Here is a 20,714-nt window from a genome sequence, read left to right as displayed (position 1 = left end):
CCCATGCGCCGTTCGAAAATCGTCTGTACTCTCGGCCCCGCGGTCGACTCCCATGAGCAGCTCGTCGCGCTGATCGAGGCCGGCATGAACGTGGCCCGCTTCAACTTCAGCCACGGCTCGCACGAAGAGCACCAGGGCCGGTACGACCGCGTCCGTGCCGCCGCCGCCGAGACCGGCAAGCCCATCGGTGTGCTCGCCGACCTCCAGGGCCCGAAGATCCGCCTGGAGACCTTCGCCGAGGGTCCCGTCGAGCTGGTGCGGGGTGACGAGTTCACCATCACCGCCGAGGACGTCCCCGGTGACAAGACGATCTGCGGCACGACCTACAAGGGCCTGCCCGGTGACGTCTCCGAGGGCGACCCGATCCTGATCAACGACGGCAACGTCGAGCTGAAGGTCCTCGCGGTCGAGGGCCCCCGGGTGAAGACGGTCGTCATCGAGGGCGGCGTCATCTCGGACCACAAGGGCATCAACCTGCCCGGCGCGGCCGTGAACGTGCCCGCACTGTCCGAGAAGGACGTCGAGGACCTGCGCTTCGCCCTGCGGATGGGCTGCGACATGGTCGCCCTCTCCTTCGTGCGCGACGCCAACGACGTCAACGACGTCCACAAGGTGATGGACGAGGAGGGCCGCCGGGTCCCCGTCATCGCCAAGGTGGAGAAGCCGCAGGCGGTCGAGCACATGGAGGGCGTCGTCGCGGCGTTCGACGCGGTCATGGTGGCCCGCGGCGACCTCGCCGTGGAGTACCCGCTCGAGAAGGTCCCGATGGTGCAGAAGCGCCTCGTGGAGCTGTGCCGCCGCAACGCCAAGCCGGTGATCGTCGCGACCCAGATGATGGAGTCGATGATCACCAACTCCCGCCCGACGCGCGCCGAGGCCTCCGACGTCGCCAACGCGATCCTCGACGGCGCCGACGCGGTCATGCTGTCCGCCGAGTCGAGCGTGGGCGCGTACCCGATCGAGACGGTCAAGACGATGTCGAAGATCGTCCAGGCCGCCGAGGAGGAGCTGCTGTCGAAGGGGCTCCAGCCGCTCGTCCCGGGCAAGAAGCCTCGTACGCAGGGTGGTTCGGTCGCCCGCGCCGCCTGCGAGATCGCCGACTTCCTCGGCGGCAAGGGGCTGGTGGCCTTCACCAAGTCCGGTGACACCGCCCGCCGGCTGTCCCGCTATCGCGCGGCCCAGCCGATCCTGGCCTTCACCACCGAGGAGAGCACCCGCAACCAGCTGACGCTCAGCTGGGGCGTGGAGCCGCACGTGGTGCCGTTCGTCAACAGCACCGACGAGATGGTCGACCTGGTCGACGGCGAGGTCCTCAAGCTCGGCCGCTTCCACCAGGGCGACACCCTGATCATCACCGCCGGTTCGCCCCCCGGCGTGGCCGGCACCACCAACATGGTCCGGGTGCACCACCTGGGCGGCGCCGAGCGCGACTGACCCGCCGCACACGGTCGTACGACGCCGAGGGCGCCCCCCGCTGATGCGGGGGGCGCCCTCGGTTCGTGCGGCTCCCGGACGGGCTCCGGAGGGGGGCTCAGTCCTGGTAGGAGTGCAGCCCCGGAATGGAGAGGTCGCCGCCGAACTGGCCGGCCTGGACGACCTTCACCTTGGTGAAGTAGATCAGCGGGATGTTCAGCGGCGGAGGGCTGTCCGGGCTGAACGTCACCGGGATCAGACCGAGCAGATTGCCGGAGATGCTCTCGGTGTACATGACCGTCTTGCCGTTGCGGATGGTCGACGTCGAACCGGCGGCCGCCTGCACGTGGTACGTCTTGCCCGACTGCTTGTCCTTGACGGTCTGGTGCAGGTCACCGATGTCGGTGCCGTCGGAGATGACGTACTTCAGGACCTTCTTGACGCTGCCGTTGGCCGTCCGCACCTTGACGATGCCCTGGTAGTCCGCGCCCTTGAGGAGCAGCGAACTGGCGTTCAGGTACCAGGGGTCGTCAGGGAGGGTGACGGGGTTGTCGACACCGCCCACGTCGTCCGTGGCGACCGGGCAGTCGTCCGGGTTCGTGGTGGAGCTCGCGGACGGGCTGGGGGTCGCCGACGCGGCGGCGTCCTTGGCCTTCTCGGCCGCGGCCTCAGCGGTGTCCGTGGCCTTCTTCGTGGTGTCCTCGACCGTCTTCTCGGTCTTCTCCGTGGCGCCCTTGACCGTGTCGGTGACCTTGTCGGTCGTGTCCTTGACGGTGTCGGAGGCGCTCGTGGAGGAGCCCGCGGAGTCCGAGGAGTCCTTGGTCGCCGACGCCGACGGCGAGGGCGAGGCGGACGGCGAGGCGGTGCTGCTCGACGAGGAGTCGTCGCCGCCCGTGAAGATGCCGGTGATCGCGTCGCCGATGTCCTTCAGCACGTTGTCGTCGCTCGCGGACGCCGACGGGGTCGCCGTGGAGTCGCTCGACGTCGACGTGGACTTGCCCGCCGTGGCGGAGGGGGTCGGCGTGGGCTCGGCCTTGTCGTCGGAACCTGAATCCGACGAAGAGGTGTCCGTGTCCGACGCGTCCGACGACTTCGACGCGGACGGGCTCGGCTCGTCCTTGGAGTCGTCGGTGGACTTGTCCGTCGACTTGTCCGTGGAGCTGCTCGTCGAGGCGGAGGGCGACGGCGTGGCCGAGGCGCTCGCGCTCGCGTCGGAGCCGGTCACGGCCGCCACGCAGTCCTTGTACTCGTCGGCCGTGAGGCTCTTCGAGGAGGAGTGGTCGTCGGCGGATGCGAGCGTCGGCGTCAGCCCCATTCCCATGAGGACCGCGGTCGGCATCGCGGCGAGGGCTATCGCCTTGCCGGCAGGCATGTGGAACCTGGTGAACAGCGGCTTCCTGGGGGCCGCGTGGCGCGGCCCGGATCTCACACGGGACTCGTCCACATCCGTCCCGTGGATCACCTCGTCAGCCGGCACTGTGCCTCCCGTTCGCCCCGTTCGCCGGGATCGTTCCTGACAGATCGTGCGGCGCGCTCAGGTGGTGCAGCCCGTTTTGACCGTCCAGTCCGCGGGCCTCGCCGGGACGGCCGGACTCGATGGGCCCGTGTCCGTGGTCGTGCCCGAACTCGTCGGACTTGGTCAGCCCGTCCGGGCCGCCCGGGGTGTCGGCGGGCGGGCCGCCCGGGGTGTCGTCCGCGTCGCGCGTCGCGGTCGCGGCCGGCTCGGCCTCGGGCTCGCCCGGCATCCAGGAGACGGCCATGGCGCCGCCGATCAGGGCGAACAGGAAGCCGATGAGGAAGCCGCCGAGGTTGGCCACCGGGATGGACACCAGGGCCAGCAGGATCGCGGCGACACCGGCGAAGGTCCGTACGTGCTTCTGGAACCAGAGGCTCAACCCGAGCACGACGAGCAGGACCCCGATGATCAGGGACCCGGCGCCCGCGGTGGTCGCCATCGCCAGCGTCAGGTGACCGATCTGGAGGTGCGCGTAGGGGAAGTAGGCGATGGGGAATCCGCCCAGCATGACGAACAGACCGGCCCAGAACGGCCGCTGCCCCCTCCAGACGCGGAAAACCCGTCGGAAGACTGTGAGGTAGTGCTCATCCTGACGGGACGACTCGGCGCTCATGGAAAACAGCTCCCTGGAACGGCGTTGCTGTGGAGAGTGGTTCTGCGGGCGGTGGTGCACGGGTGGGGGGCGCCGTCGGCTCCCCCCACCCGGTCACGGAGTGCCTAGTAGCACTCCTTGACGCCCTTGGACAGCGACATCTTGAGACCGCTGAGCTTGAAGGTTCCGGCGGTGGTGGCCCACGCCGTCTGCTTCACGTCCGTCAGCGTGGCCGAGTCGGCCTGCTGCGCGAACCCGTAGGGGTTCGCCTGGTCGCCCTTGGCGATACCCGGACCCTTGCTGGCGTCCTTCGCGGCAACACCGATGTCGATGCCGTGGAACACCGCGTCGGCTTCGAGGTCCTCGACGTCGACGTAGAGGTTCTCGGCCTGGACCGGCGTACCGCCGCCGCCGGCCTTCAGCGTCAGGCTGACGGAACCGAGCAACGGGATGTTCGGGGTGACCACCGACTGACACATGTTGGTCAGCGACGCGGTCTTGAAGCCCGAGACAGCGACGGGGTGAGCCGTCTTGCTGCCGTCGAGGTTGTAACCCGAGTCAATCGCCCCGTACTGGACGAAGCCCGTACCGTCGAGCTTGTCCGCCGTCACCTTGAACGACTGACCGGAAACGCTGAACGACGCGGCGAGAGCACCCTGCGCGAGGGCGACACCTATCGCTGCCGTGGCGGCCACACTGGGCACCATTACGACGGCGAACCGCTTCCATCTGGTCCCGCCACGCACCTGGGACATCATATTTCCTCCTTCTCGGACGTACATCTCCTGGCCCTGGCTGCCCCATGTGGGCGGCTCGACCGGGCAGGGATGGGAGAAGTGCTACGTCCTCGGGAAGGAGAGCGCCTGTACTCGGAGGCGCTAGCTTGCGCACCGATCACCGGCGATCACCCCCGAGCGACAACCACTGGTCGCGCCTGACACACATCACGCACAACCTGCCGGACAGGCTCCGCCGGTTGGCGAAGACCCCCCTGTCCAAGGGGCGGCACCACTGCTGCCGTCCCTGCTCGGTGGGGACCCAGAAACCCCCTGACCCGATTGGCTGTCGGGACTGGGGGGAATGGACCGAGCGTCGCCGATCGTGGTGCATTCTCGCCGCCCGCACAAGGGGGTTCGTTACTGGCTAGTAACGGGCGGATAACCGAACAACGACCCGCCGGTATCGGTCGACGACGCAGGGTGGCGTCGGGGGTGGTCACAGACCGGTTGACACTTGGACAGAATCCGACAGATCAACGCCTCAGACTTACTCCAAGTAACAGCGGCCGCGTTTACCAAGATTTGGTAAAGCGCGGCCACTTGTCGCCCTGTCGGCAAATCTTTCACTCGGGCATCACAAGCCCCGGCGTTTAGGAACAGGTCAACGGACCTGTCAGAACAGGGCTCTGGCCAGTGCGCGACGGGCCGCGATCACCCGCGGATCATCGGCTCCGACGACCTCGAAGAGCTCCAGCAGCCGTACTCGTACGGCATCGCGGTCGTCACCCGCTGTGCGCGCCACCGTGTCGATGAGCCGACCGAAAGCGTCCTCGACATGGCCGCCCACGAGGTCGAGGTCGGCGGCGGCGATCTGCGCCTGCGCATCGGCCGGCTTCTCGGCGGCGTCCCTGCGCACCTGCTGCGGATCGGCGTTCTGCACGCGCTGCAGCAACTCCGCCTGGGCGAGGCCGAGCTTGGCCTCCATGTTGCCCGGGTCGTCGCCCAGCACGTTCTTGTACGCCTGCACCGCTCCGCCGAAGTCACCCGCGTCCAGAGCCTGCACGGCGGCTTCGAGCAGCGCGTCGTACGGGCCGACCGGGATCTCGGGCGCCGCGGGGGCGGCGGCGGGCTCGGCGTCCGGGTCGACCGCGAGACCGGTGAGGCCGAAGCGCTGCTCGGCGACCTGGACGAGCTGGTCGAGGGTCCCGCGGATCTGCTGCTCGCCCGCGGCGCCCTGGAAGAGCGGCAGCGCCTGCCCGGCGACCACCGCGAACACCGCCGGGATCCCCTGGATCCCGAACTGCTGCATCAGCATCTGGTTGGCGTCGACGTCGACCTTGGCGAGGACGAAGCGTCCGCTGTACTCGTGGGCCAGCCGCTCCAGGATCGGGCTGAGCTGCTTGCACGGCTCGCACCACTCGGCCCAGAAGTCGATGACGACCGGCACCTCGGTGGACCGCTGCAGGACGTCCCGCTCGAATCCCGCCTCGTCGACGTCGATGACGAGACTCGACGGAGATACGGCTCCGCCTCCGCCGCCCTGCCTGGCCGCTTCGGCGCGCGCCTGCTCCGCCTTCGCCTTGGCCTCCTGGGCCGCCTTCACCGCGGCGAGGTCGACGACTCCGCTCATGGACATGTTCCGTGGCTGCATGCGTCTATCCTCCCCCGTTATCCGCGCACGTGTGAAAAGGCCTGTGAAAGTCGGTCGTGCTGTGTGGTGTTGGGCGCCGGGTCCCCACCTGGCGCCAGTGGTCGTCGCTCGCGCAGGGACACCGTCCAGGCGCTTTCGCTACGAGTCGTAGCGTAACTGTCCCGGCGAGTCCCCGTGAACCCTCTCCCGGTGATCTCCCTCACGGCTTCACAGAACGGCCGGATACAGAACGACCGGATATGGTCGCCGACATGGACAGCCGCACCCCCGCCGCTCGCACGGGTCGCCCGCGCAGCGTCGCCGCGGACGCCGCGATCCTGGCCGCGACGCGCACCGCTCTGGTCGAACTGGGCTGTTCCAAACTCACGATGGGGGACGTGGCGACGCGCGCCGGGGTCGCCAAGACGACCCTCTACCGCCGCTGGCCCGGCAAGAACGAACTGGTCGTCGACGCGGTGGCGGCCCTCTTCGACGAACTGGAGCTCCCCGACCGCGGCAGCCTCGCCGCCGACATCGAGGGCGTGGTCCTCCAGTTCGCGACGATCCTCACGCTCCCCGAGGCGAAGAACGGCCTGATGGCCGTCGTGGCGGAGTCGACCCACGACGACGCCCTGCGCGAACGCATCCGCGCCTCGATCGTCGACCGGCAAAAGCGCCTGGTCCTGGAGGGCCGGGCCCGCGCGACGGCCCGCGGCGAACTCCCCCCGGAGTCCGACCCCGCCTCGGCGGCCCGCACCGTCGACCTGATCTTCGACATCGTCGCCGGCGCGGTCGTCCACCGCACCCTGGTGAGCGCGGAACCGGCGGACGAGGAGTGGGCGCGCAGCTTCACGCGGGTGTTGCTGCTGGGCCTGGCAGGCGCGGCGGGTGAGGGTTCCGGCCCGTCCGGCGTTTGAGGACGAGGCCGTCAGGCCGAAAGCGGGGGGAAAGGGGGCGCAGCCCCCAGGACAACGGGAAGGGCAGGGGCGGAGGGGGCGAGAACCCTGGAGCCCGCCCCCGCCGCACCCACGCCTCAGAACCCGGCCGGCTCCGTGTAGACCCCCCACTCGTCCCGCAGCACCCCGCAGATCTCCCCGAGCGTGGCCTCCGCCCGCACCGCGTCCAGCATGGGCGCAATCATGTTGGAGCCGTCCCGCGCGGCAGCGAGCATCGCATCGAGCGCCCCGCGCACCCGCGCTTCGTCGCGCCCCGTCCTCCGGGCACCCAGCTCCCGCACCTGCTCCCGCTCCACCTCGTGACTGACCCGCAGGATCTCCAGATCCCCCGTCACGGACCCGTGGTGCACATTGACGCCCACGACCCGCTTGTCGCCCTTCTCCAGGGAGCGCTGGTACTGGAAGGCCGACTCGGCGATCTCGCCGGTGAACCACCCGTCCTCGATCCCCCGCAGAATGCCGGACGTGACCGGCCCGATCGGGTGCTGCCCGTCGGGGTGCGCCCGCAGCCCCCGCTCCTTGATCTGCTCGAAGATCTTCTCGGCGTCGGCCTCGATACGGTCGGTGAGCTGCTCGATGTACCAGGAACCGCCCAGCGGGTCGGCGACGTTGGCGACCCCGGTCTCCTCCATGAGCACCTGCTGGGTGCGCAGCGCGATCTCCGCCGCCTGCTCGCTCGGCAGCGCGAGGGTCTCGTCGAGCGCGTTGGTGTGCAGCGAGTTCGTCCCGCCGAGGACCGCGGCGAGCGCCTCCACCGCCGTACGGACGACGTTGTTGTACGGCTGCTGCGCGGTCAGCGAGACACCGGCGGTCTGGGTGTGGAACCGCAGCCACTGGGCCTTGTCGGTCCGCGCCCCGTACACGTCCCGCATCCAGCGGGCCCAGATGCGGCGCGCCGCGCGGAACTTGGCGATCTCCTCGAAGAAGTCGAGGTGCGCGTCGAAGAAGAAGGAGAGGCCCGGCGCGAAGACGTCGACGTCCAGTCCGCGCGAGAGGCCCAGCTCGACGTACCCGAAGCCGTCGGCGAGGGTGTACGCCAGCTCCTGCGCGGCCGTCGAGCCGGCCTCACGGATGTGGTAGCCGGAGACGGACAGCGGCTTGTAGGCGGGGATCTCGGCGGCGCAGTGCTCCATCAGGTCGCCGATGAGGCGCAGGTGCGGCTCGGGCTGGAAGAGCCACTCCTTCTGCGCGATGTACTCCTTGAAGATGTCGGTCTGGAGCGTGCCGTTGAGCACGGCCGGGTCGACGCCCTGCCGCTCGGCGGCGACGAGGTACATGCAGAACACGGGAACGGCCGGCCCGCTGATGGTCATGGAGGTCGTCACATCGCCCAGCGGGATGTCCTTGAACAGCACCTCCATGTCGGCGGCCGAGTCGATGGCGACCCCGCAGTGCCCTACCTCCCCGAGCGCGCGCGGGTCGTCGGAGTCGCGCCCCATGAGCGTGGGCATGTCGAAGGCCACGGAGAGCCCGCCCCCGCCGTTGGCGAGGATCATCTTGTAGCGCTCGTTGGTCTGCTCGGCGTTCCCGAACCCGGCGAACTGCCGGATGGTCCACGTACGCCCGCGGTATCCGGTCGCGTGGAGCCCACGGGTGAAGGGGTACTCACCGGGCCATCCGATCCGCTCGAACCCCTCGTAGGTGTCTCCGGGCCGCGGCCCGTACACCGGCTCCACGGGGTCACCGGAGAGTGTGGTGAAGTCGGCGTCGCGCTTGCGCGAAGCGTCGTAGCGGGCCTGCCAGCGTCGGCGGCCTTCCTCGATGGCGTCAGCGTCCATGCTCTCAAATTTACTAGGACGTCCTAGTAAATGTCGATGCCCCACGGCCGCGAGCCACCCTCACGGCCGTGAAAACGAGTACGGATCGAGTGCCGCGCGAGAGCGCGGACAGGTCCCGAGCCGGGTAAAGGGGACCGGGCCTAGGCCTTGGCGACCGCGGGCGCGTCGTCCGCGACCTGGGCGTCGAGTTCGTGGGTGACCTTGCGCTCCACGAAGAAGGCGGCCGTCGGGATCGTGCCCGCCAGCAGCACCCACAGCTGCTTGCCGACCGGCCACTTCGCCTTGGAGCCCAGGTCGAAGGCGAAGACGAGGTAGACGACGTACAGCCAGCCGTGCGCGATGCCGACGACCTTGACGAAGCTGTCCGCCCCGTCCATCTCGAAGCCGTACTTGGCGAGGCAGCCGAGGGTCAGCAGGACCAGCAGCACACCGGTGACGTAGGCCATCACGCGGTAGCGGGTCAGCACGCTCTTTTTCATGCTGTCGAGCGTAACCGCCCGTTCCGGGGGATCTTGCCCGGGGTTACTGCTCCTCGAAGTCGTGCGCCGCGATCCGCAGCGGCCGCAGCATCGCGAAGATCTCCGCGCACTCCTCGGCATCGTAGGCACCGAGGCCGAAGTCCATGGTCATCAGGTCGCGGGTGGCCGCGTCGCAGACCTCACGGCCCTTCTCGGTGATGGAGGCGAGGGTGCCGCGGCCGTCGTTGGGGTTGGGGCGCTTGTCGACGAGGCCGGACCTCACCAGACGGTCCACGGTGTTGGTGACCGACGTGGGGTGCACCATCAGCCGCTCGCCGATCTTGGACATCGTCAGCTCGCCCTCCTTGGAGAAGGTGAGCAGCACCAGCGCCTCGTAGCGGGCGAACGTCAGCCCGTAGGGCTTGACCACCGCGTCGACCTCGGCCAGCAGGATCTGGTGGGCCCGCATGATCGAGGTGATCGCGGCCATGGACGGCACGGACCCCCAGCGTCGCTTCCAGAGTTCGTCGGCACGCGCGATGGGATCGAAGGCAAGGCTGAGGGGCTTCGGCACGGCAAAGACCTTACCGGCCGGTCACATCGTGGTCAGCCCCGTCTCACTTTTCGGCCGCGGACCCCTCGGTACGCCGCGCCTCCACCGCCAGGAGCAGGCAGCACACCGTGCCCAGCACCCCCGCCCCGGTGACCGTCGCGGCCACCCCGACGAACTCCGCGACCACGCCCGCCAGGGCCATGCCGACGCCCTGGACGGTCATCAGTCCCGCCGTGTTCAGCGTCATCGCCCGGCCCCGCAGCTCCTGGGGCACGGCTCGCACGAACCACTGGTCGAGGCCGAGGGAGTACGCGGATCCGGCGCCGGACAGCGTCAGCAGGAGCAGCGACCAGAGGAGGCCGGGGTGCAGGACGTAGCCGATGTAGGGCAGCAGCGTGCAGCACACCAGCGGCAGCGCGAGCCGGGCGCGCGCCTCCGGCCGCAGCCGCGAACCCGCGTACAGCTCGCCCGCGATGGTGCCGACGGGCAGCGCGCACATCAGCAGGCCGAGGCCGGCCGACCCGACGCCCAGTCCGTCCGCGTACGGCGCCGCCAGCGCCTCCGGTGCGACGGAGAACATCGGCGGCACCCAGAACAGCAGGAGCAGCACGCGCACGCGCCGGTCGGCGAGCACCTGCCGGGCCCCGCTCAGCGAGTCCTTCACCAGCGGCGCCCGCGCCCCCGAGCGCGCGGGCCGCCGCCGGGTACCGAACCGCAGCAGCGCGGCCGAGGTCAGGAACGTGGCGACGGTGATGAGCAGCGCCCCGCGCGGCGACACGACGCTCAGCAGCAGGCCGCCGAGTCCGAACCCGACGAGCAGCGCGCTCTGCGACACGATGCGCAGCAGCGAGCGGCCCAGCACGAACAGGTCGCCGTCCCCGAGGACATCGGTGAGCGTCGCCATCCGCGCCCCCTGGAAGAGGGGTGCGACCACGGCAAGGGCGCAGCGCATGGCGAGCAGTACGGCGATGCCCGCGCCCGGCAGCACCATCACGGCCACGAACCCCGCGCACACCAGGTCGCACACCACCAGCACCCGGCGGGCCGGGAACCGGTCGGCGATGCCCGAGAGCAGGGTCCCGCCGATCAGGTAGGGCAGGAATCCGACGGCGAACGTCAGCGCACTCATCAGCGGCGAGCCGGTGAGGCGGTACACGAGCACCGACAGCGCGATCTCACTGATCATCAGCCCGAGCAGCGAGAACGCGTGCGCGGCGAAGACGGCCCGGAACTCGCGGACGGCGAAGACACGGCCGTAGCCGGCTTCCTCGGCCGGGATGCCCGGAGCGTCCGGGGTGCCCGAGGTACCCGGTTCCTTCTTTGTTTCCTGCATACGCAGCAGCGTGCACGCGCGGGTACCGGTCGCCGTAGAGTTTCGGCGTCAGCCGAATCTTGTGCCCGCCGAGGAGGTCCCTTGCCCACGCATCTGCACTTCGGCGAGGAGGACCTCCTCAAGTGCCGCTTCGCGGTGTCGCCCCTGTGGGAGACCCAGGAGGCGGTGCGCACGCTCAACCGCCCGGCGCGGCACGGGTACCACGCGCACTGGCTGCGCCGTATCCGCGCGGCGGCCGCCGGACTCGACCTCGCGCCCCTGTGGCTGCTGATGCCGCAGCGGGGCCACACCCCCGACTGGCTCGGCCCGCCCCCGATCGGCCCCGCGGCGACGTTCGAGGAGGAGATCCAGGCCGTCCGCTCCGCCGACCCGGAGGCCGCCCGCGAGGACACCGCGCTCTCCCTCGCGGACACCCCGGGAGCGCTCGAGTCACCTGAGGGCCGGGCCCTTCTCGCGGACCCGCCACGCATGATCAGGGAGCTGGCCGACCTGATGGAGGAGGCCTGGCACACCCTGATCGAACCGGACTGGCCGCGGCTGCGCGCCCTGCTGGAGGCGGACATCGCCTTCCACTCGCGGCGGCTGGCCGAGGTCGGTCTAGGCGGGCTGCTGCCGGAGATCGACCGGCGGTTCGGCTGGAACGCCCGGACGCTGACGGTCGAGCGCAACGGCGAGCACGAGCGGCACCTCGGCGGGCAGGGGCTGGTCCTGATGCCGAGCGTCTTCTCCTGGCCGGACGTGATCAGCGGCTTCGAGCCCCCGTGGCAGCCCACGGTCGCCTACCCGGCGCGCGGCATCGGCGGCCTGTGGGCCGAGCCGGGCGACCGCACCCCCGACGCACTCGTACGGCTGCTGGGCCGCGGCCGGGCCGCCGTGCTGACGGCGCTCGACGAACCCGCCGGCACCACAGCCCTGGCGCACCGGCTGCGGCTGGCACCCTCGTCGGTGTCGGCGCACCTTGCGGCCCTGCGCGACGCGGGCCTGCTCACCTCACGGCGGTACGGCCACCAGGTGCTGTACGAGCGGACCCCGCTCGGCATCGCGCTGGCCTCGGGCGGCGGCTGACGGCCCCTCACCCGTCACCCCGAGCTTGCGTCACAGGCCCTCAGCCGTCCGGTGTCGTACCGACGCCCGTTAAGTGCGCTATGTCACGATTGACGGCGAACCGTCACAACCGTCACCTTCGCCCAAGGGGGCAGGATGTCCCGGCTGATCCGTACCTTCGCGACGCTCGCGGCGCTCGGGCTCGCGGCGGGCTGCTCGTCCGCGCCCGGCGTCGACGAGGCCTCCGTCGTCCGGGACAGCGCACGAAGGACGACGCCCGCCGGGCCGTCGCCCTTCTGGGTCGACCCGTCGAGTTCCGCCGCCCAGCAGATCCAGATGTGGCAGCGGCAGGGCCGTACTAAGGACGCCCGGTTCCTCAAGCGGATCGCGGACCAGCCGGCCGCGCTGTGGCCCGCCGGCGACGACCCCGCCCCGACCATCACGGCGGCGACCGCGGCGGCGGCCCAGCAGGGGCGGACGGCGCTGTTCGTCGCCTACAACATCCCGCACCGGGACTGCGGCCAGCACTCGGCGGGCGGGGCGTACGACGCCGCGAACTACCTTGACTGGATCGGAAAGTTCGCGAGCGCGCTAGGTGACAGCAAGGCCCTCGTCGTCCTCGAACCCGACGCCGTCGCGCACATGGTGGACGGCTGCACCCCGGGCGAATACCACGAGGAGCGCGAGCAGTTGCTCGCCGACGCGATCGTCCGGCTGAAGCGGCAGCCGCACACCAAGGTGTACCTGGACGCGGGCAACCCCGCCTGGATCCAGGACCCCTGGAAGCTCGTCGACCCCCTCAAGCGCGCGGGCGTCGAGCAGGCCGACGGCTTCTCGCTGAACGTCTCCAACTTCCAGACGGACACGGCCACGAAGAAGTACGGCGTCCACCTCTCCCAGGACCTCGGGGGCAAGCACTTCGTCGTGGACACCAGCCGCAACGGCAACGGCCCCCTGCGCGGCGACCGCAGCCAGGCCTGGTGCAACCCGCCGGGCCGGGCCCTCGGCACCCGCCCGACGACGGCCACCGGCGAACCCTCCCTCGACGCCTACCTGTGGATCAAGCGGCCCGGCGAGTCGGACGGACAGTGCCGGGGCGGACCGGCGGCGGGCCAGTGGTGGCCGGACTACGCCCTGGGGCTGGCGCGCAACTCCAAGGCGTGACCGACGAGTTCAGCGAGGCGTCTGCCTCGGATCGATCGGCCCCGGATCGATCGGCCCCGGATCGATCGGTCCCGGACTCACTTGACCTGGATCCACTTCGCCTCGGACGGCGTGCCCTGCCCGTCGGTCACGAAGAGCATGTACCAGCCCGGCGGCACCAGTGCCCCGTCCGTCGGTACGTCGACGGTGACCGAGTTCCCGGCCTTGGTGAGACCGAGTTCGATGGAGCGCTGCTCGACGTCCGTCGTGTGCGTGACCGCGCTGGGCCGCATCAGGCGGGCCTTGACGACCCGTTCCGGATGCTCGGTGGCGAAGGTCGCGCGGTGGTGGGCGTCGAGTTCCTGCGGACCGCTGCCCAGGACCGGGCGGTTCTTGCCGTTCTTGTGGAGGGCCGGCGGGGTGAAGATCTCCATCCGCTGCTCGAAGTGGCCCAGCTTGGTGTTCTGCTGGTCGTCGAAGAGCGGGTCGGAGCCGAAGGTGGCGACGCGTCCGTCGGGCAGCAGCAGCGCCTCGGAGTGGTAGTTGCGGCCCACCCGGGGTGAGGCTGCGGAGTGGAACGCGTTGGATCTGGGGTCGTAGAACTGCGCCTTGAGGATGTTGCTGGCGCTGCGGCCGCGGTAGTCGGCGGAGCCGTTGGTGGTGAAGACGGAGTCGTCCGGCATGATCACGCTGTTCAGGTAGCGCGTGCCCTGGGGGAGGTTGGGGCCGTCCTCGAAGGTGGGGTTGTCCTTCTTCAGGTCGACCACGGCCGTGCGCGGGGTCGCCTTCTTGGACTCGCCGACACCACCGCCGCCGAGGATCATCACCTTCTGGTCCTGGGCCGGGGGGAGCAGGAGGGAGGCCGAGGTCTCCGTCTCGTCCGCGTCGCGCAGTCCGGGGACCTTCTCGAACTTGTTCGTCTTCAGGTCCCACAGACCCGCCTCACGGCCCTGGTCGGCGGGCCCGTAACCGGCGTTGGAGGCCGGGTAGAAGAGCTTGCCGCCGCGGGTGAGGAAGAGGGCGGGGTAGGTGGGGAAGTAGCGCTTGGGGCCGGGCGTCCACTTCTTGGTGCTCGGGTCGTAGATCTCGTTGTCGCCGGGGTCGATCATGCCGACGTCGTCGAGGCCGGAGACCGCGAGGACGCGGCCGTCGTCGAGGCCGACCAGGGTCGGGTACCAGCGGGCCTTCTCCATGGGGTCGACGGGGATGTACTTCTCGGCGACGGGGTCGAACTCGTAGGCCGCCCTGATCCCTTGGAAGTCCTGCTTGTCCAGGGTGATCTTCTCGGAGAGGCCGTAGGTGTTGTCGGCGTCCTTGCCCTTCAGGCCGACGATCTCGTACTGCGCCTGCTTGTCGGTGACCGACAGCGGGCCGTCCTCGGTGGCCTCGACGAAGACGCGGGCCTCGCTCGCGGTGACCTTGGTCTTCCAGGGCTGCATGACGCCCCGGCTGTTGTACGTGATCGACTGGGTGCGCTTGGCCTTGGGGATCTTCACATCGAAGCGGCTGACGTACTCGACGCCGGCCGGCGAGCGGAAGCGGGTGCCCTTCTTCAGCACCATGGCCTTGTCGGGGTTCTCGTTCTTCACGCGCATGCCGCCGCCGGCGCGTTTGACCTCGCCGTCGAGGAGTTCGTAGCGGGCGGTGCCGCCGGCCACCAGCATTCGTCCGCTGGGGAGTTGGGCGTGCCCGGAGCAGAAGAAGTCGTCGGGGGTGGGGATCTTCTTGAAGGTGTCGGCCCTCGGGTCCCACAGGACGGTGTCGAACGACCCCTTGTCGAACTTCTTCTGCTCGTTGCCGGAGCCCGCGACAATCAGCACCTTGCCGGTGTGCAGCAGGGCAGCGTGGATGGCGTTGGTGCGGTACTTCCTGGGGATGTCGACGCTGCTCCAGGAGCCGTACTTCGCCATGTAGCCGGGTTGGGCGATCTTGTACTCGTGGTACTGCTCGCCGGCGAAGCCCACCACGGCCGGGGCGTTGAGGCCGGCGAGTATCGCGATGCCGCCGATGCCGAGCACGGTCTTCTTGGTCTTCTTCGAGGGCTGGTAGGCCATCGCCTAGTTGCCTCCTGTCGGGGAGCTGGTGACCGTGGTCGTGGTGCCGCCGGTCGCGAGCGCCGGTTCCGCGGGCTCGGTGACGCGTACCGGGGTGCGCAGCGTCGCCTGGGCCCTGCGGTCCCTGACCACCGTCACGATCCACACGGCGACCGGTGCCAGGGAGATCGCCATCGCCAGGACCGTCCAGGTGCGCATGGCCGCGTGCGTGTGGCCGAGGTGGAAGGACGCGCCGAGGGAGACCGCGAGCAGAGCCGCCCAGAACAGGTGGATGCGGAAGGTCATCAGACGGTCGGGGCTGGCGTCGCCGCCCTTGGGGGTGACCACGAACCGGCTGGGCCTGCGGGTCAGGGCGGCGCCCAGCGACTTCAGGTAGATGGGCGCCGAGAGCGCGGACATCGCCATGCCGGCGAGCCCGCCGGAGCCCTCGGGTTCGTGCGGGGAGACGTTGTGCCGCCGGTTCCACAGGTACAGCCCGATCTGGAGGGCCGCGGCGTCGCTGTAGAGCATCAGCCAGACGGAGGCGGCGACCTGCGTGCCGGACGCGCCGAACCAGAGGAAGAGGAAGCAACTGAGGATGCCCAGCAGCCAGTTGACCGCGGTCATCGGGTAGTAGACCAGCATCAACGTGTACGAGAAGAGACGCCCGGGCGGCATGGTGAACGGCGCCTTCCAGTACTGCTTGAAGAGCGTCTCGTACGTGCCGCGCGACCAGCGCATCTGCTGGGTGAAGAAGTCCGTCCAGGAGGCCGGGCCCTCTCCGACGGCGAGGACGTCGGGGGTGTAGACGGAACGCCAGTGCTTCCTGGTCCTCGGGTTGCGGTGGCGGTGCAGTTCGAAGCCGGTGGCCATGTCCTCGGTGATCGAGTCGTACAGCCCGCCGATCTGCTTGAGGGCGGAGATCCGTACGACGTTGTTGGTGCCGACGAACATGGGGGCGCGGTAGCGGTTGCCGGCACGCTGGATCAGCGCGTGGAAGAGGAACTGCTGGGACTCGGCCGCCTTGGTGACGGGGCTCTCGTAGTTGCCGTAGACCTGCGGGCCGACGACGAACGCGATGTCGGGGTCGCGGAAGTAGCCCATCATCCGCTCCAGGAAGTTCGGGAGCGGGACGTGGTCGGTGTCGACGGAGGCGAAGAACTCGTAGCGGTCGCCGTGCATCGCCAGCCACGCGTTGTAGTTCCCGTGCTTCGTACGGGTCTTGTGGACGCCCTTGGGGCGGTTCCACTCCGGGACGCCGAGCCGGGTGAAGTGGTGTACGCCGAGTTCCGCGCAGAGCGCCTTCGCCTGGGCGTCGTCGCCCTCGTCGAGGAGCCAGACGTCCAGCGGGCCGGTGTGGGTGACCTCGACCGCGCCCTCCAGGGTGGCGCGGACCATGGAGAGGGGTTCCTTGCCGGGGACGTACGTGGTGAGGAAGGCGACGCGGGTGCCGGGCTGCGGGGTCACCGGGACGGGGTCGCGGGCGACCATGGTGGCGTGGGCGATGCTCATGACGTTGACGACCATGAACAGCTCGATGAGGCCGATGGCTATGAGCATCGTGATGTCGAGCACGACCAGCCAGCGTTCGCCGCCCTCGCGCTCCACCCAGTGGGTCGGCCACACCAGGTAGACGAGGAGTACGCCGGTGAGGATCGGGGCGAGCGTCATCAGCAGGACCGCGCGTATTCGGTGCGGCTCTCGCGAGAGGAGCTGGGTGTACTGCACCCGGTAGGCCGCGCCGGACGGCTGCGTCAGCGGTCCGGCGAGTCGGCTGTAGGTGTCGTAGTCGTAGCCCTCCGGCCGCACAGCGCCTCCAGTGGTCGAACCGACCGAACATGGTCTATACCCACACACAAATGGAGTTTTATGGGCATGTCGAACTGGGCGCGTCCGAAGGAGTTGCGGAACGACGAAACCCCGGCCTGCGCGGGCCGGGGTTTGCGTGTGGGGCCCAGGTGTTGGGGCCGGGATGTCGGGGGCGGGGTGCAGGGGGCGGGCTCGGCCGCGGGCCTACTCGGAGAGGTGCCGCTCCACCGTCGCCACCTTGGAGGTGAGACCGTCCGTCACGCCGGGGCGGATGTCCGCCTTGAGGACCACCGAGACACGCGGCGCCCGCTCCTCGACGACGGCGACGGCACGCTTGACCACCGCCATCACCTCGTCCCACTCCCCCTCGATCGAGGTGAACATCGCGTCCGTGCGGTTCGGCAGACCCGATTCACGCACGACCCGGACGGCGTCGGCGACGTACTCCCCCACGTCCTCGCCGACCCCCAGCGGTGTCACGGAGAAGGCGACGATCACGACGCCACCACGCCCTCGCGGCGGGCGCGGGAGGCGATGACGGCGTCCTCGGCCTCGCGCTTGAGCTTGCGCTCGGCGAAGAAGCCGCCGGTGGGCAGGACGGAGAGGACGAAGTAGAGGGCCGCCGTCCTCGGGGCCCACTTGGTGCGGTTCCAGGCGTCCGCCCAGAAGATCACGTACAGGATGAAGAGGACGCCGTGGACCGCGCCCATCACGGGCACCGCGTTGAAGTCCGTGGTCCGCTTCAGCACCGAGCACAGGAGCAGGAGCAGGAACGAGACGGCCTCGGGGGCGGAGACCAGGCGCAGGCGGCGGAGGGCGGTGGCGGTCTTTATGTCCACGGAACGGGTCACCTTCGGTGGGAGATTCGCTTTCGGCGGGGGCGGTGCTTCGGCGGCGCTTTGTGAACGCAAGCACAAGCGGATCCCATTGTGGCATCCGACGCCCCTAGGGGTGCGCTCAGGGTCGGGATCCACCCCCGGACCTCTGTCGGCTCCACCCGACCTGCGGCTACCTTCGCAACGTGGCGATGTTCCGACTCCAAGGCAGCAAGGTCCTGGCCGTCGACATGACCGGGGACGCCGTGAAGGCGAAGAACGGCTCGATGGTCGCGTACGACGGGCAGATGGCCTTCAAGAAGCTCAGCGGCGGCGGCGAGGGGATCCGGGGAATGGTGACCCGGCGGCTCACCGGCGAACAGATGATCATGATGGAGGTGAAGGGACAGGGGACCTGCTGGTTCGCTGACAGGGCGTCCGAGATCAACCTCGTGAGCCTCCAGGGGGACAAGCTGTACGTCGAGTCCAGCAACCTCCTCGCGGCGGACGCCGGACTGCGCACGGGCACGTCCTTCACCGGACTGCGCGGCGCCTCCCAGGGCAACGGGCTGTTCACGACCACGGTCGAGGGCCACGGCCAGGCGGCGATCATGTCCGACGGCCCGGCGGTGGTGCTGCGCGTCAGTGCGCAGTACCCGCTGACCGTCGACCCGGGCGCGTACATCGCGCACCAGGGCAATGTGCGCCAGTCCCTCCAGTCCGGTGTGACGTTCCGCACGTTCATGGGAGAGGGCGGCGGCGAGGCCTTCCAGATGCGGTTCGAGGGGGACGGGCTGGTGTACGTGCAGCCGAGTGAGCGGAACACGATCGCGGGGGATGTGTGACATGCCCTTCCGTGAGATCAACTCCAAGATGATCGAGGCGACCGTCGCCCCCGGTCAGCGCCTGTTCAGTCAGCGCGGCGCGATGCTCGCCTACAAGGGCGAGGTGTCCTTCACGCCCAACGTCCAGGGCGGCCAGGGCGGGGTCATGTCGATGATCGGCCGCCGGCTGGCGAACGAGTCGACGCCCCTGATGACGGTGGAGGGCAGCGGCACGGTGTTCTTCGGGCACGGCGGCCACCACATCGAGGTGATCAACCTGAGCGGCGACACCCTGTACGTCGAGGCGGACCGGCTGCTCGCCTTCGACGGCACGCTGGAGCAGGGCACGATGTTCCTGGGCTCGCAGGGCGGCGTCATGGGCATGGTCCGCGGCCAGGTCAGCGGCCAGGGACTGTTCACGACCACCCTCAAGGGCCACGGCGCGGTCGCCGTCATGGCGCACGGGGGCGTCTTCGAGATCCCGATCACCCCGCAGCGCCCGGTGCACGTCGACCCGCAGGCGTACGTCGCGCATCACGGCGACGTGCGCAACAAGCTGTCGACGGCGCTCGGTTGGCGCGACATGGTGGGCCGCGGCTCCGGCGAGGCGTTCCAGCTGGAGCTGAGCGGCAGCGGTGCGGTGTACGTCCAGGCCTCGGAGGAGAAGCTGTGAGCGCGTACGGGACCCCGGGCGGCCCGGTGATCCATGACCCGATGACGCTGCCGGTCGACGACAATGTCAACAAGTACACCTTCTGCGTGGAGCTCAAGGGGAGCCAGTGGTTCCTGCAGAAGGGCAAGATGATCGCGTACTACGGCTCGATGGATTTCAACGGCATCGGGTACGGCCGGCTCGACGGTTTGGTGCGCACGTCGTTCCATTCGCCTCTGCACGCGAGCGACTGGGTCGTCGCGGAGGGCTCGGGCAAGATGCTCCTCGCCGACCGGGCCTTCGATGTGAATTCGTACGACCTCGAAGACGGCAACCTGACCATTCGCTCGGGCAACTTGCTCGCTTTTCAGCCAACTCTCGCACTCAAGCAGTCGATCGTGCCGGGCTTTCTGACACTGATCGGAACCGGCAAGTTCGTAGCGGCATCTAACGGGCCGGTGGTGTTCATGGAGCCGCCGATCCGGGTGGACCCGCAGGCACTGGTCGGCTGGGCCGACTGCCCCTCGCCGTGCCACCACTACGACCACGGGTATCTGACGGGCGTAATGGGCGGTCTACGTGCAATGACGGGCCTCGGCGGGGCCTCCGGGGAGGAGCACCAGTTCGAGTTCGTGGGAGCGGGTACCGTGCTGCTCCAGTCGACCGAGACCCTCATGGCCGAGCAGGCCACGGGGGCGGTCCCGCAGCAGGCCGGAGTACCGGGCGGCGGCGGGGTGCCGGGTCAGCAGGGACAGCAGGCGGGCGCACCGCGCCTTCCCGGACAGCTGGGGGACCTCCAGCGTCGCTTCGGGCTGTGAGCGGTAATCTGCGGAGTGTGACATCGAACGCGTGCGCACCGTCACACAACCCTCACTAGTTCGCCTTTCAACCTTTTAGGTAGACTTCATTCATGGAGACCGAGACGGCCACGCGCTGGCTGACCGATGCGGAGCAGTGCGCCTGGCGCACCCACCTGGAGGTCAACAGGCTGTTGACGCACCAGCTCGAGAGGGACTTGCAACCCTTCGGACTGACGATGAACGACTACGAGATCCTGGTGAATCTCTCCGAGTCGGAGGGCGTACGGATGCGGATGAGCGACCTCGCGTCCGCCACCCTCCAGTCCAAGAGCCGGCTCTCGCACCAGATCACCCGTATGGAGAACGCGGATCTGGTCCGTCGCGAGAACTGCGAGTCCGACCGCCGAGGGCTGTACGCGGTCCTCACCGAGCACGGCCTGGAGACGATGCAGAAGGTCGCCCCGCACCACGTGGCGTCCGTCCGCAGGCACTTCATCGACCTGCTCTCACCCGAGGCCATGGAAGACCTCCACAAGTCGCTGCGCCCGATCGCGGAACACCTGCGCGGGCAGCGGGGCAGGCCGTAACCCCTTCTCCCGTCGCGGGAGGGCGCGGGGGGGGGGGGGGGGGGGGGGGGGGGGGGGGG

Annotated in this window: 20 protein-coding genes; 8 read left to right on the top strand and 12 right to left on the bottom strand. The window is 69.5% G+C overall.

Annotated elements, in window-relative coordinates; genetic code table 11:
- Positions 1-3 precede the first annotated feature (3 nt).
- Positions 4-1,434, top strand: a complete 1,431-nt coding sequence (pyk, locus tag ACN6LB_RS05775; protein ID WP_445024822.1) for a pyruvate kinase — start codon at positions 4-6, stop codon at positions 1,432-1,434.
- A 97-nt stretch (positions 1,435-1,531) separates the two neighbouring features.
- Here the strand turns inward: pyk and ACN6LB_RS05770 are convergent, their stop codons facing one another.
- The 4 genes from ACN6LB_RS05770 to ACN6LB_RS05755 all read right to left on the bottom strand — a co-directional run bounded on the left by ACN6LB_RS05770 (position 1,532) and on the right by ACN6LB_RS05755 (position 5,891).
- Positions 1,532-2,890 carry a hypothetical protein gene (locus ACN6LB_RS05770; RefSeq protein ID WP_445024821.1) on the bottom strand — a complete coding sequence of 453 codons (1,359 nt, stop codon included), beginning with the start codon at positions 2,888-2,890 and terminating at the stop codon, positions 1,532-1,534.
- Positions 2,880-3,542 carry a DUF6114 domain-containing protein gene (locus ACN6LB_RS05765; protein WP_445024820.1) on the bottom strand — a complete coding sequence of 221 codons (663 nt, stop codon included), beginning with the start codon at positions 3,540-3,542 and terminating at the stop codon, positions 2,880-2,882. The genes ACN6LB_RS05770 and ACN6LB_RS05765 overlap by 11 nt, the downstream gene beginning before the upstream one ends.
- Before the next feature lie 104 nt (positions 3,543-3,646).
- Positions 3,647-4,279 carry a DUF6230 family protein gene (locus tag ACN6LB_RS05760; RefSeq protein ID WP_356145379.1) on the bottom strand — a complete coding sequence of 211 codons (633 nt, stop codon included), beginning with the start codon at positions 4,277-4,279 and terminating at the stop codon, positions 3,647-3,649.
- Positions 4,280-4,913: 634 nt separating this feature from the next.
- Complete coding sequence (locus ACN6LB_RS05755) at positions 4,914-5,891, bottom strand: tetratricopeptide repeat protein (RefSeq protein ID WP_356145381.1); 978 nt, start codon at positions 5,889-5,891, stop codon at positions 4,914-4,916.
- A gap of 251 nt (positions 5,892-6,142) precedes the next feature.
- Here ACN6LB_RS05755 and ACN6LB_RS05750 point away from each other — a divergent pair, with 251 nt between their 5' ends.
- On the top strand, positions 6,143-6,787 hold the full coding sequence (locus tag ACN6LB_RS05750; protein ID WP_445024819.1) for a TetR/AcrR family transcriptional regulator: 645 nt from the start codon (positions 6,143-6,145) through the stop codon (positions 6,785-6,787).
- A gap of 116 nt (positions 6,788-6,903) precedes the next feature.
- Here ACN6LB_RS05750 and ACN6LB_RS05745 read toward each other — a convergent pair whose 3' ends face one another.
- From ACN6LB_RS05745 to ACN6LB_RS05730, 4 genes are all read right to left on the bottom strand, one after another.
- Positions 6,904-8,604, bottom strand: a complete 1,701-nt coding sequence (locus ACN6LB_RS05745) for an acyl-CoA mutase large subunit family protein (protein WP_356145386.1) — start codon at positions 8,602-8,604, stop codon at positions 6,904-6,906.
- Positions 8,605-8,744: 140 nt separating this feature from the next.
- Entirely contained in the window at positions 8,745-9,083 is a 339-nt protein-coding gene (locus tag ACN6LB_RS05740) for a DUF3817 domain-containing protein (RefSeq protein WP_356145388.1), read from the bottom strand.
- A 43-nt stretch (positions 9,084-9,126) separates the two neighbouring features.
- Positions 9,127-9,636, bottom strand: a complete 510-nt coding sequence (locus ACN6LB_RS05735) for a MarR family winged helix-turn-helix transcriptional regulator (RefSeq protein ID WP_445024818.1) — start codon at positions 9,634-9,636, stop codon at positions 9,127-9,129.
- A 43-nt stretch (positions 9,637-9,679) separates the two neighbouring features.
- Positions 9,680-10,948: an MFS transporter gene (locus ACN6LB_RS05730; RefSeq protein WP_445024817.1), complete on the bottom strand. Its 1,269-nt coding sequence runs from the start codon at positions 10,946-10,948 to the stop codon at positions 9,680-9,682.
- 81 nt (positions 10,949-11,029) lie between these two features.
- Between ACN6LB_RS05730 and ACN6LB_RS05725 the strand changes: the two genes are divergently transcribed.
- The gene (locus ACN6LB_RS05725; protein ID WP_445024816.1) at positions 11,030-12,013 is read left to right on the top strand and encodes a DUF5937 family protein; all 984 of its coding nucleotides are present in this window, start codon (positions 11,030-11,032) and stop codon (positions 12,011-12,013) included.
- Between the two features lie 135 nt (positions 12,014-12,148).
- Complete coding sequence (locus ACN6LB_RS05720) at positions 12,149-13,156, top strand: glycoside hydrolase family 6 protein (protein ID WP_445024815.1); 1,008 nt, start codon at positions 12,149-12,151, stop codon at positions 13,154-13,156.
- A 77-nt stretch (positions 13,157-13,233) separates the two neighbouring features.
- On the opposite strand, the gene glxA is transcribed toward ACN6LB_RS05720, so the two are convergent.
- The 4 genes from glxA to ACN6LB_RS05700 all read right to left on the bottom strand — a co-directional run bounded on the left by glxA (position 13,234) and on the right by ACN6LB_RS05700 (position 17,816).
- Positions 13,234-15,189 carry a radical copper oxidase GlxA gene (glxA, locus tag ACN6LB_RS05715; protein ID WP_445024814.1) on the bottom strand — a complete coding sequence of 652 codons (1,956 nt, stop codon included), beginning with the start codon at positions 15,187-15,189 and terminating at the stop codon, positions 13,234-13,236.
- Between the two features lie 3 nt (positions 15,190-15,192).
- Entirely contained in the window at positions 15,193-16,977 is a 1,785-nt protein-coding gene (locus tag ACN6LB_RS05710; RefSeq protein ID WP_445024813.1) for a glycosyltransferase family 2 protein, read from the bottom strand.
- Positions 16,978-17,181: 204 nt separating this feature from the next.
- Positions 17,182-17,475: an MTH1187 family thiamine-binding protein gene (locus ACN6LB_RS05705; RefSeq protein ID WP_356145402.1), complete on the bottom strand. Its 294-nt coding sequence runs from the start codon at positions 17,473-17,475 to the stop codon at positions 17,182-17,184.
- Entirely contained in the window at positions 17,472-17,816 is a 345-nt protein-coding gene (locus ACN6LB_RS05700) for a DUF3817 domain-containing protein (protein WP_445024812.1), read from the bottom strand. The genes ACN6LB_RS05705 and ACN6LB_RS05700 overlap by 4 nt, the downstream gene beginning before the upstream one ends.
- 188 nt (positions 17,817-18,004) lie before the next feature.
- On the opposite strand from ACN6LB_RS05700, the gene ACN6LB_RS05695 reads away from it, so the two are divergent.
- From ACN6LB_RS05695 to ACN6LB_RS05680, 4 genes are all read left to right on the top strand, one after another.
- Positions 18,005-18,637, top strand: a complete 633-nt coding sequence (locus ACN6LB_RS05695) for an AIM24 family protein (RefSeq protein ID WP_445024848.1) — start codon at positions 18,005-18,007, stop codon at positions 18,635-18,637.
- A gap of 1 nt (position 18,638) precedes the next feature.
- On the top strand, positions 18,639-19,289 hold the full coding sequence (locus ACN6LB_RS05690; protein ID WP_445024811.1) for an AIM24 family protein: 651 nt from the start codon (positions 18,639-18,641) through the stop codon (positions 19,287-19,289).
- Positions 19,286-20,086 (top strand): AIM24 family protein, encoded by an 801-nt coding sequence (locus ACN6LB_RS05685; protein WP_356145410.1) that lies wholly within the window; start codon positions 19,286-19,288, stop codon positions 20,084-20,086. The genes ACN6LB_RS05690 and ACN6LB_RS05685 overlap by 4 nt, the downstream gene beginning before the upstream one ends.
- Positions 20,087-20,178: 92 nt before the next feature.
- The gene (locus tag ACN6LB_RS05680) at positions 20,179-20,655 is read left to right on the top strand and encodes a MarR family winged helix-turn-helix transcriptional regulator (protein ID WP_356145412.1); all 477 of its coding nucleotides are present in this window, start codon (positions 20,179-20,181) and stop codon (positions 20,653-20,655) included.
- Positions 20,656-20,714 lie beyond the last annotated feature (59 nt).

This window comes from Streptomyces sp. SAS_270 (genome assembly GCF_052543295.1).
The sequence above is the reverse complement of the archived record's forward strand: the minus strand, read 5'-3'. Positions and strand labels throughout refer to the sequence as shown.

Excerpts from the sequence above, each read along its gene's own strand:
- pyk (WP_445024822.1), top strand. The coding sequence starts at position 4 with ATGCGCCGTTCGAAAATCGTCTGTACTCTCGGCCCCGCGGTCGACTCC.
- ACN6LB_RS05765 (WP_445024820.1), bottom strand. The coding sequence starts at position 3,542 with ATGAGCGCCGAGTCGTCCCGTCAGGATGAGCACTACCTCACAGTCTTC.
- ACN6LB_RS05760 (WP_356145379.1), bottom strand. The coding sequence starts at position 4,279 with ATGATGTCCCAGGTGCGTGGCGGGACCAGATGGAAGCGGTTCGCCGTC.
- ACN6LB_RS05755 (WP_356145381.1), bottom strand. The coding sequence starts at position 5,891 with ATGCAGCCACGGAACATGTCCATGAGCGGAGTCGTCGACCTCGCCGCG.
- ACN6LB_RS05750 (WP_445024819.1), top strand. The coding sequence starts at position 6,143 with ATGGACAGCCGCACCCCCGCCGCTCGCACGGGTCGCCCGCGCAGCGTC.
- ACN6LB_RS05745 (WP_356145386.1), bottom strand. The coding sequence starts at position 8,604 with ATGGACGCTGACGCCATCGAGGAAGGCCGCCGACGCTGGCAGGCCCGC.
- ACN6LB_RS05740 (WP_356145388.1), bottom strand. The coding sequence starts at position 9,083 with ATGAAAAAGAGCGTGCTGACCCGCTACCGCGTGATGGCCTACGTCACC.
- ACN6LB_RS05730 (WP_445024817.1), bottom strand. The coding sequence starts at position 10,948 with ATGCAGGAAACAAAGAAGGAACCGGGTACCTCGGGCACCCCGGACGCT.
- ACN6LB_RS05720 (WP_445024815.1), top strand. The coding sequence starts at position 12,149 with ATGTCCCGGCTGATCCGTACCTTCGCGACGCTCGCGGCGCTCGGGCTC.
- glxA (WP_445024814.1), bottom strand. The coding sequence starts at position 15,189 with ATGGCCTACCAGCCCTCGAAGAAGACCAAGAAGACCGTGCTCGGCATC.
- ACN6LB_RS05695 (WP_445024848.1), top strand. The coding sequence starts at position 18,005 with ATGTTCCGACTCCAAGGCAGCAAGGTCCTGGCCGTCGACATGACCGGG.
- ACN6LB_RS05690 (WP_445024811.1), top strand. The coding sequence starts at position 18,639 with ATGCCCTTCCGTGAGATCAACTCCAAGATGATCGAGGCGACCGTCGCC.
- ACN6LB_RS05680 (WP_356145412.1), top strand. The coding sequence starts at position 20,179 with ATGGAGACCGAGACGGCCACGCGCTGGCTGACCGATGCGGAGCAGTGC.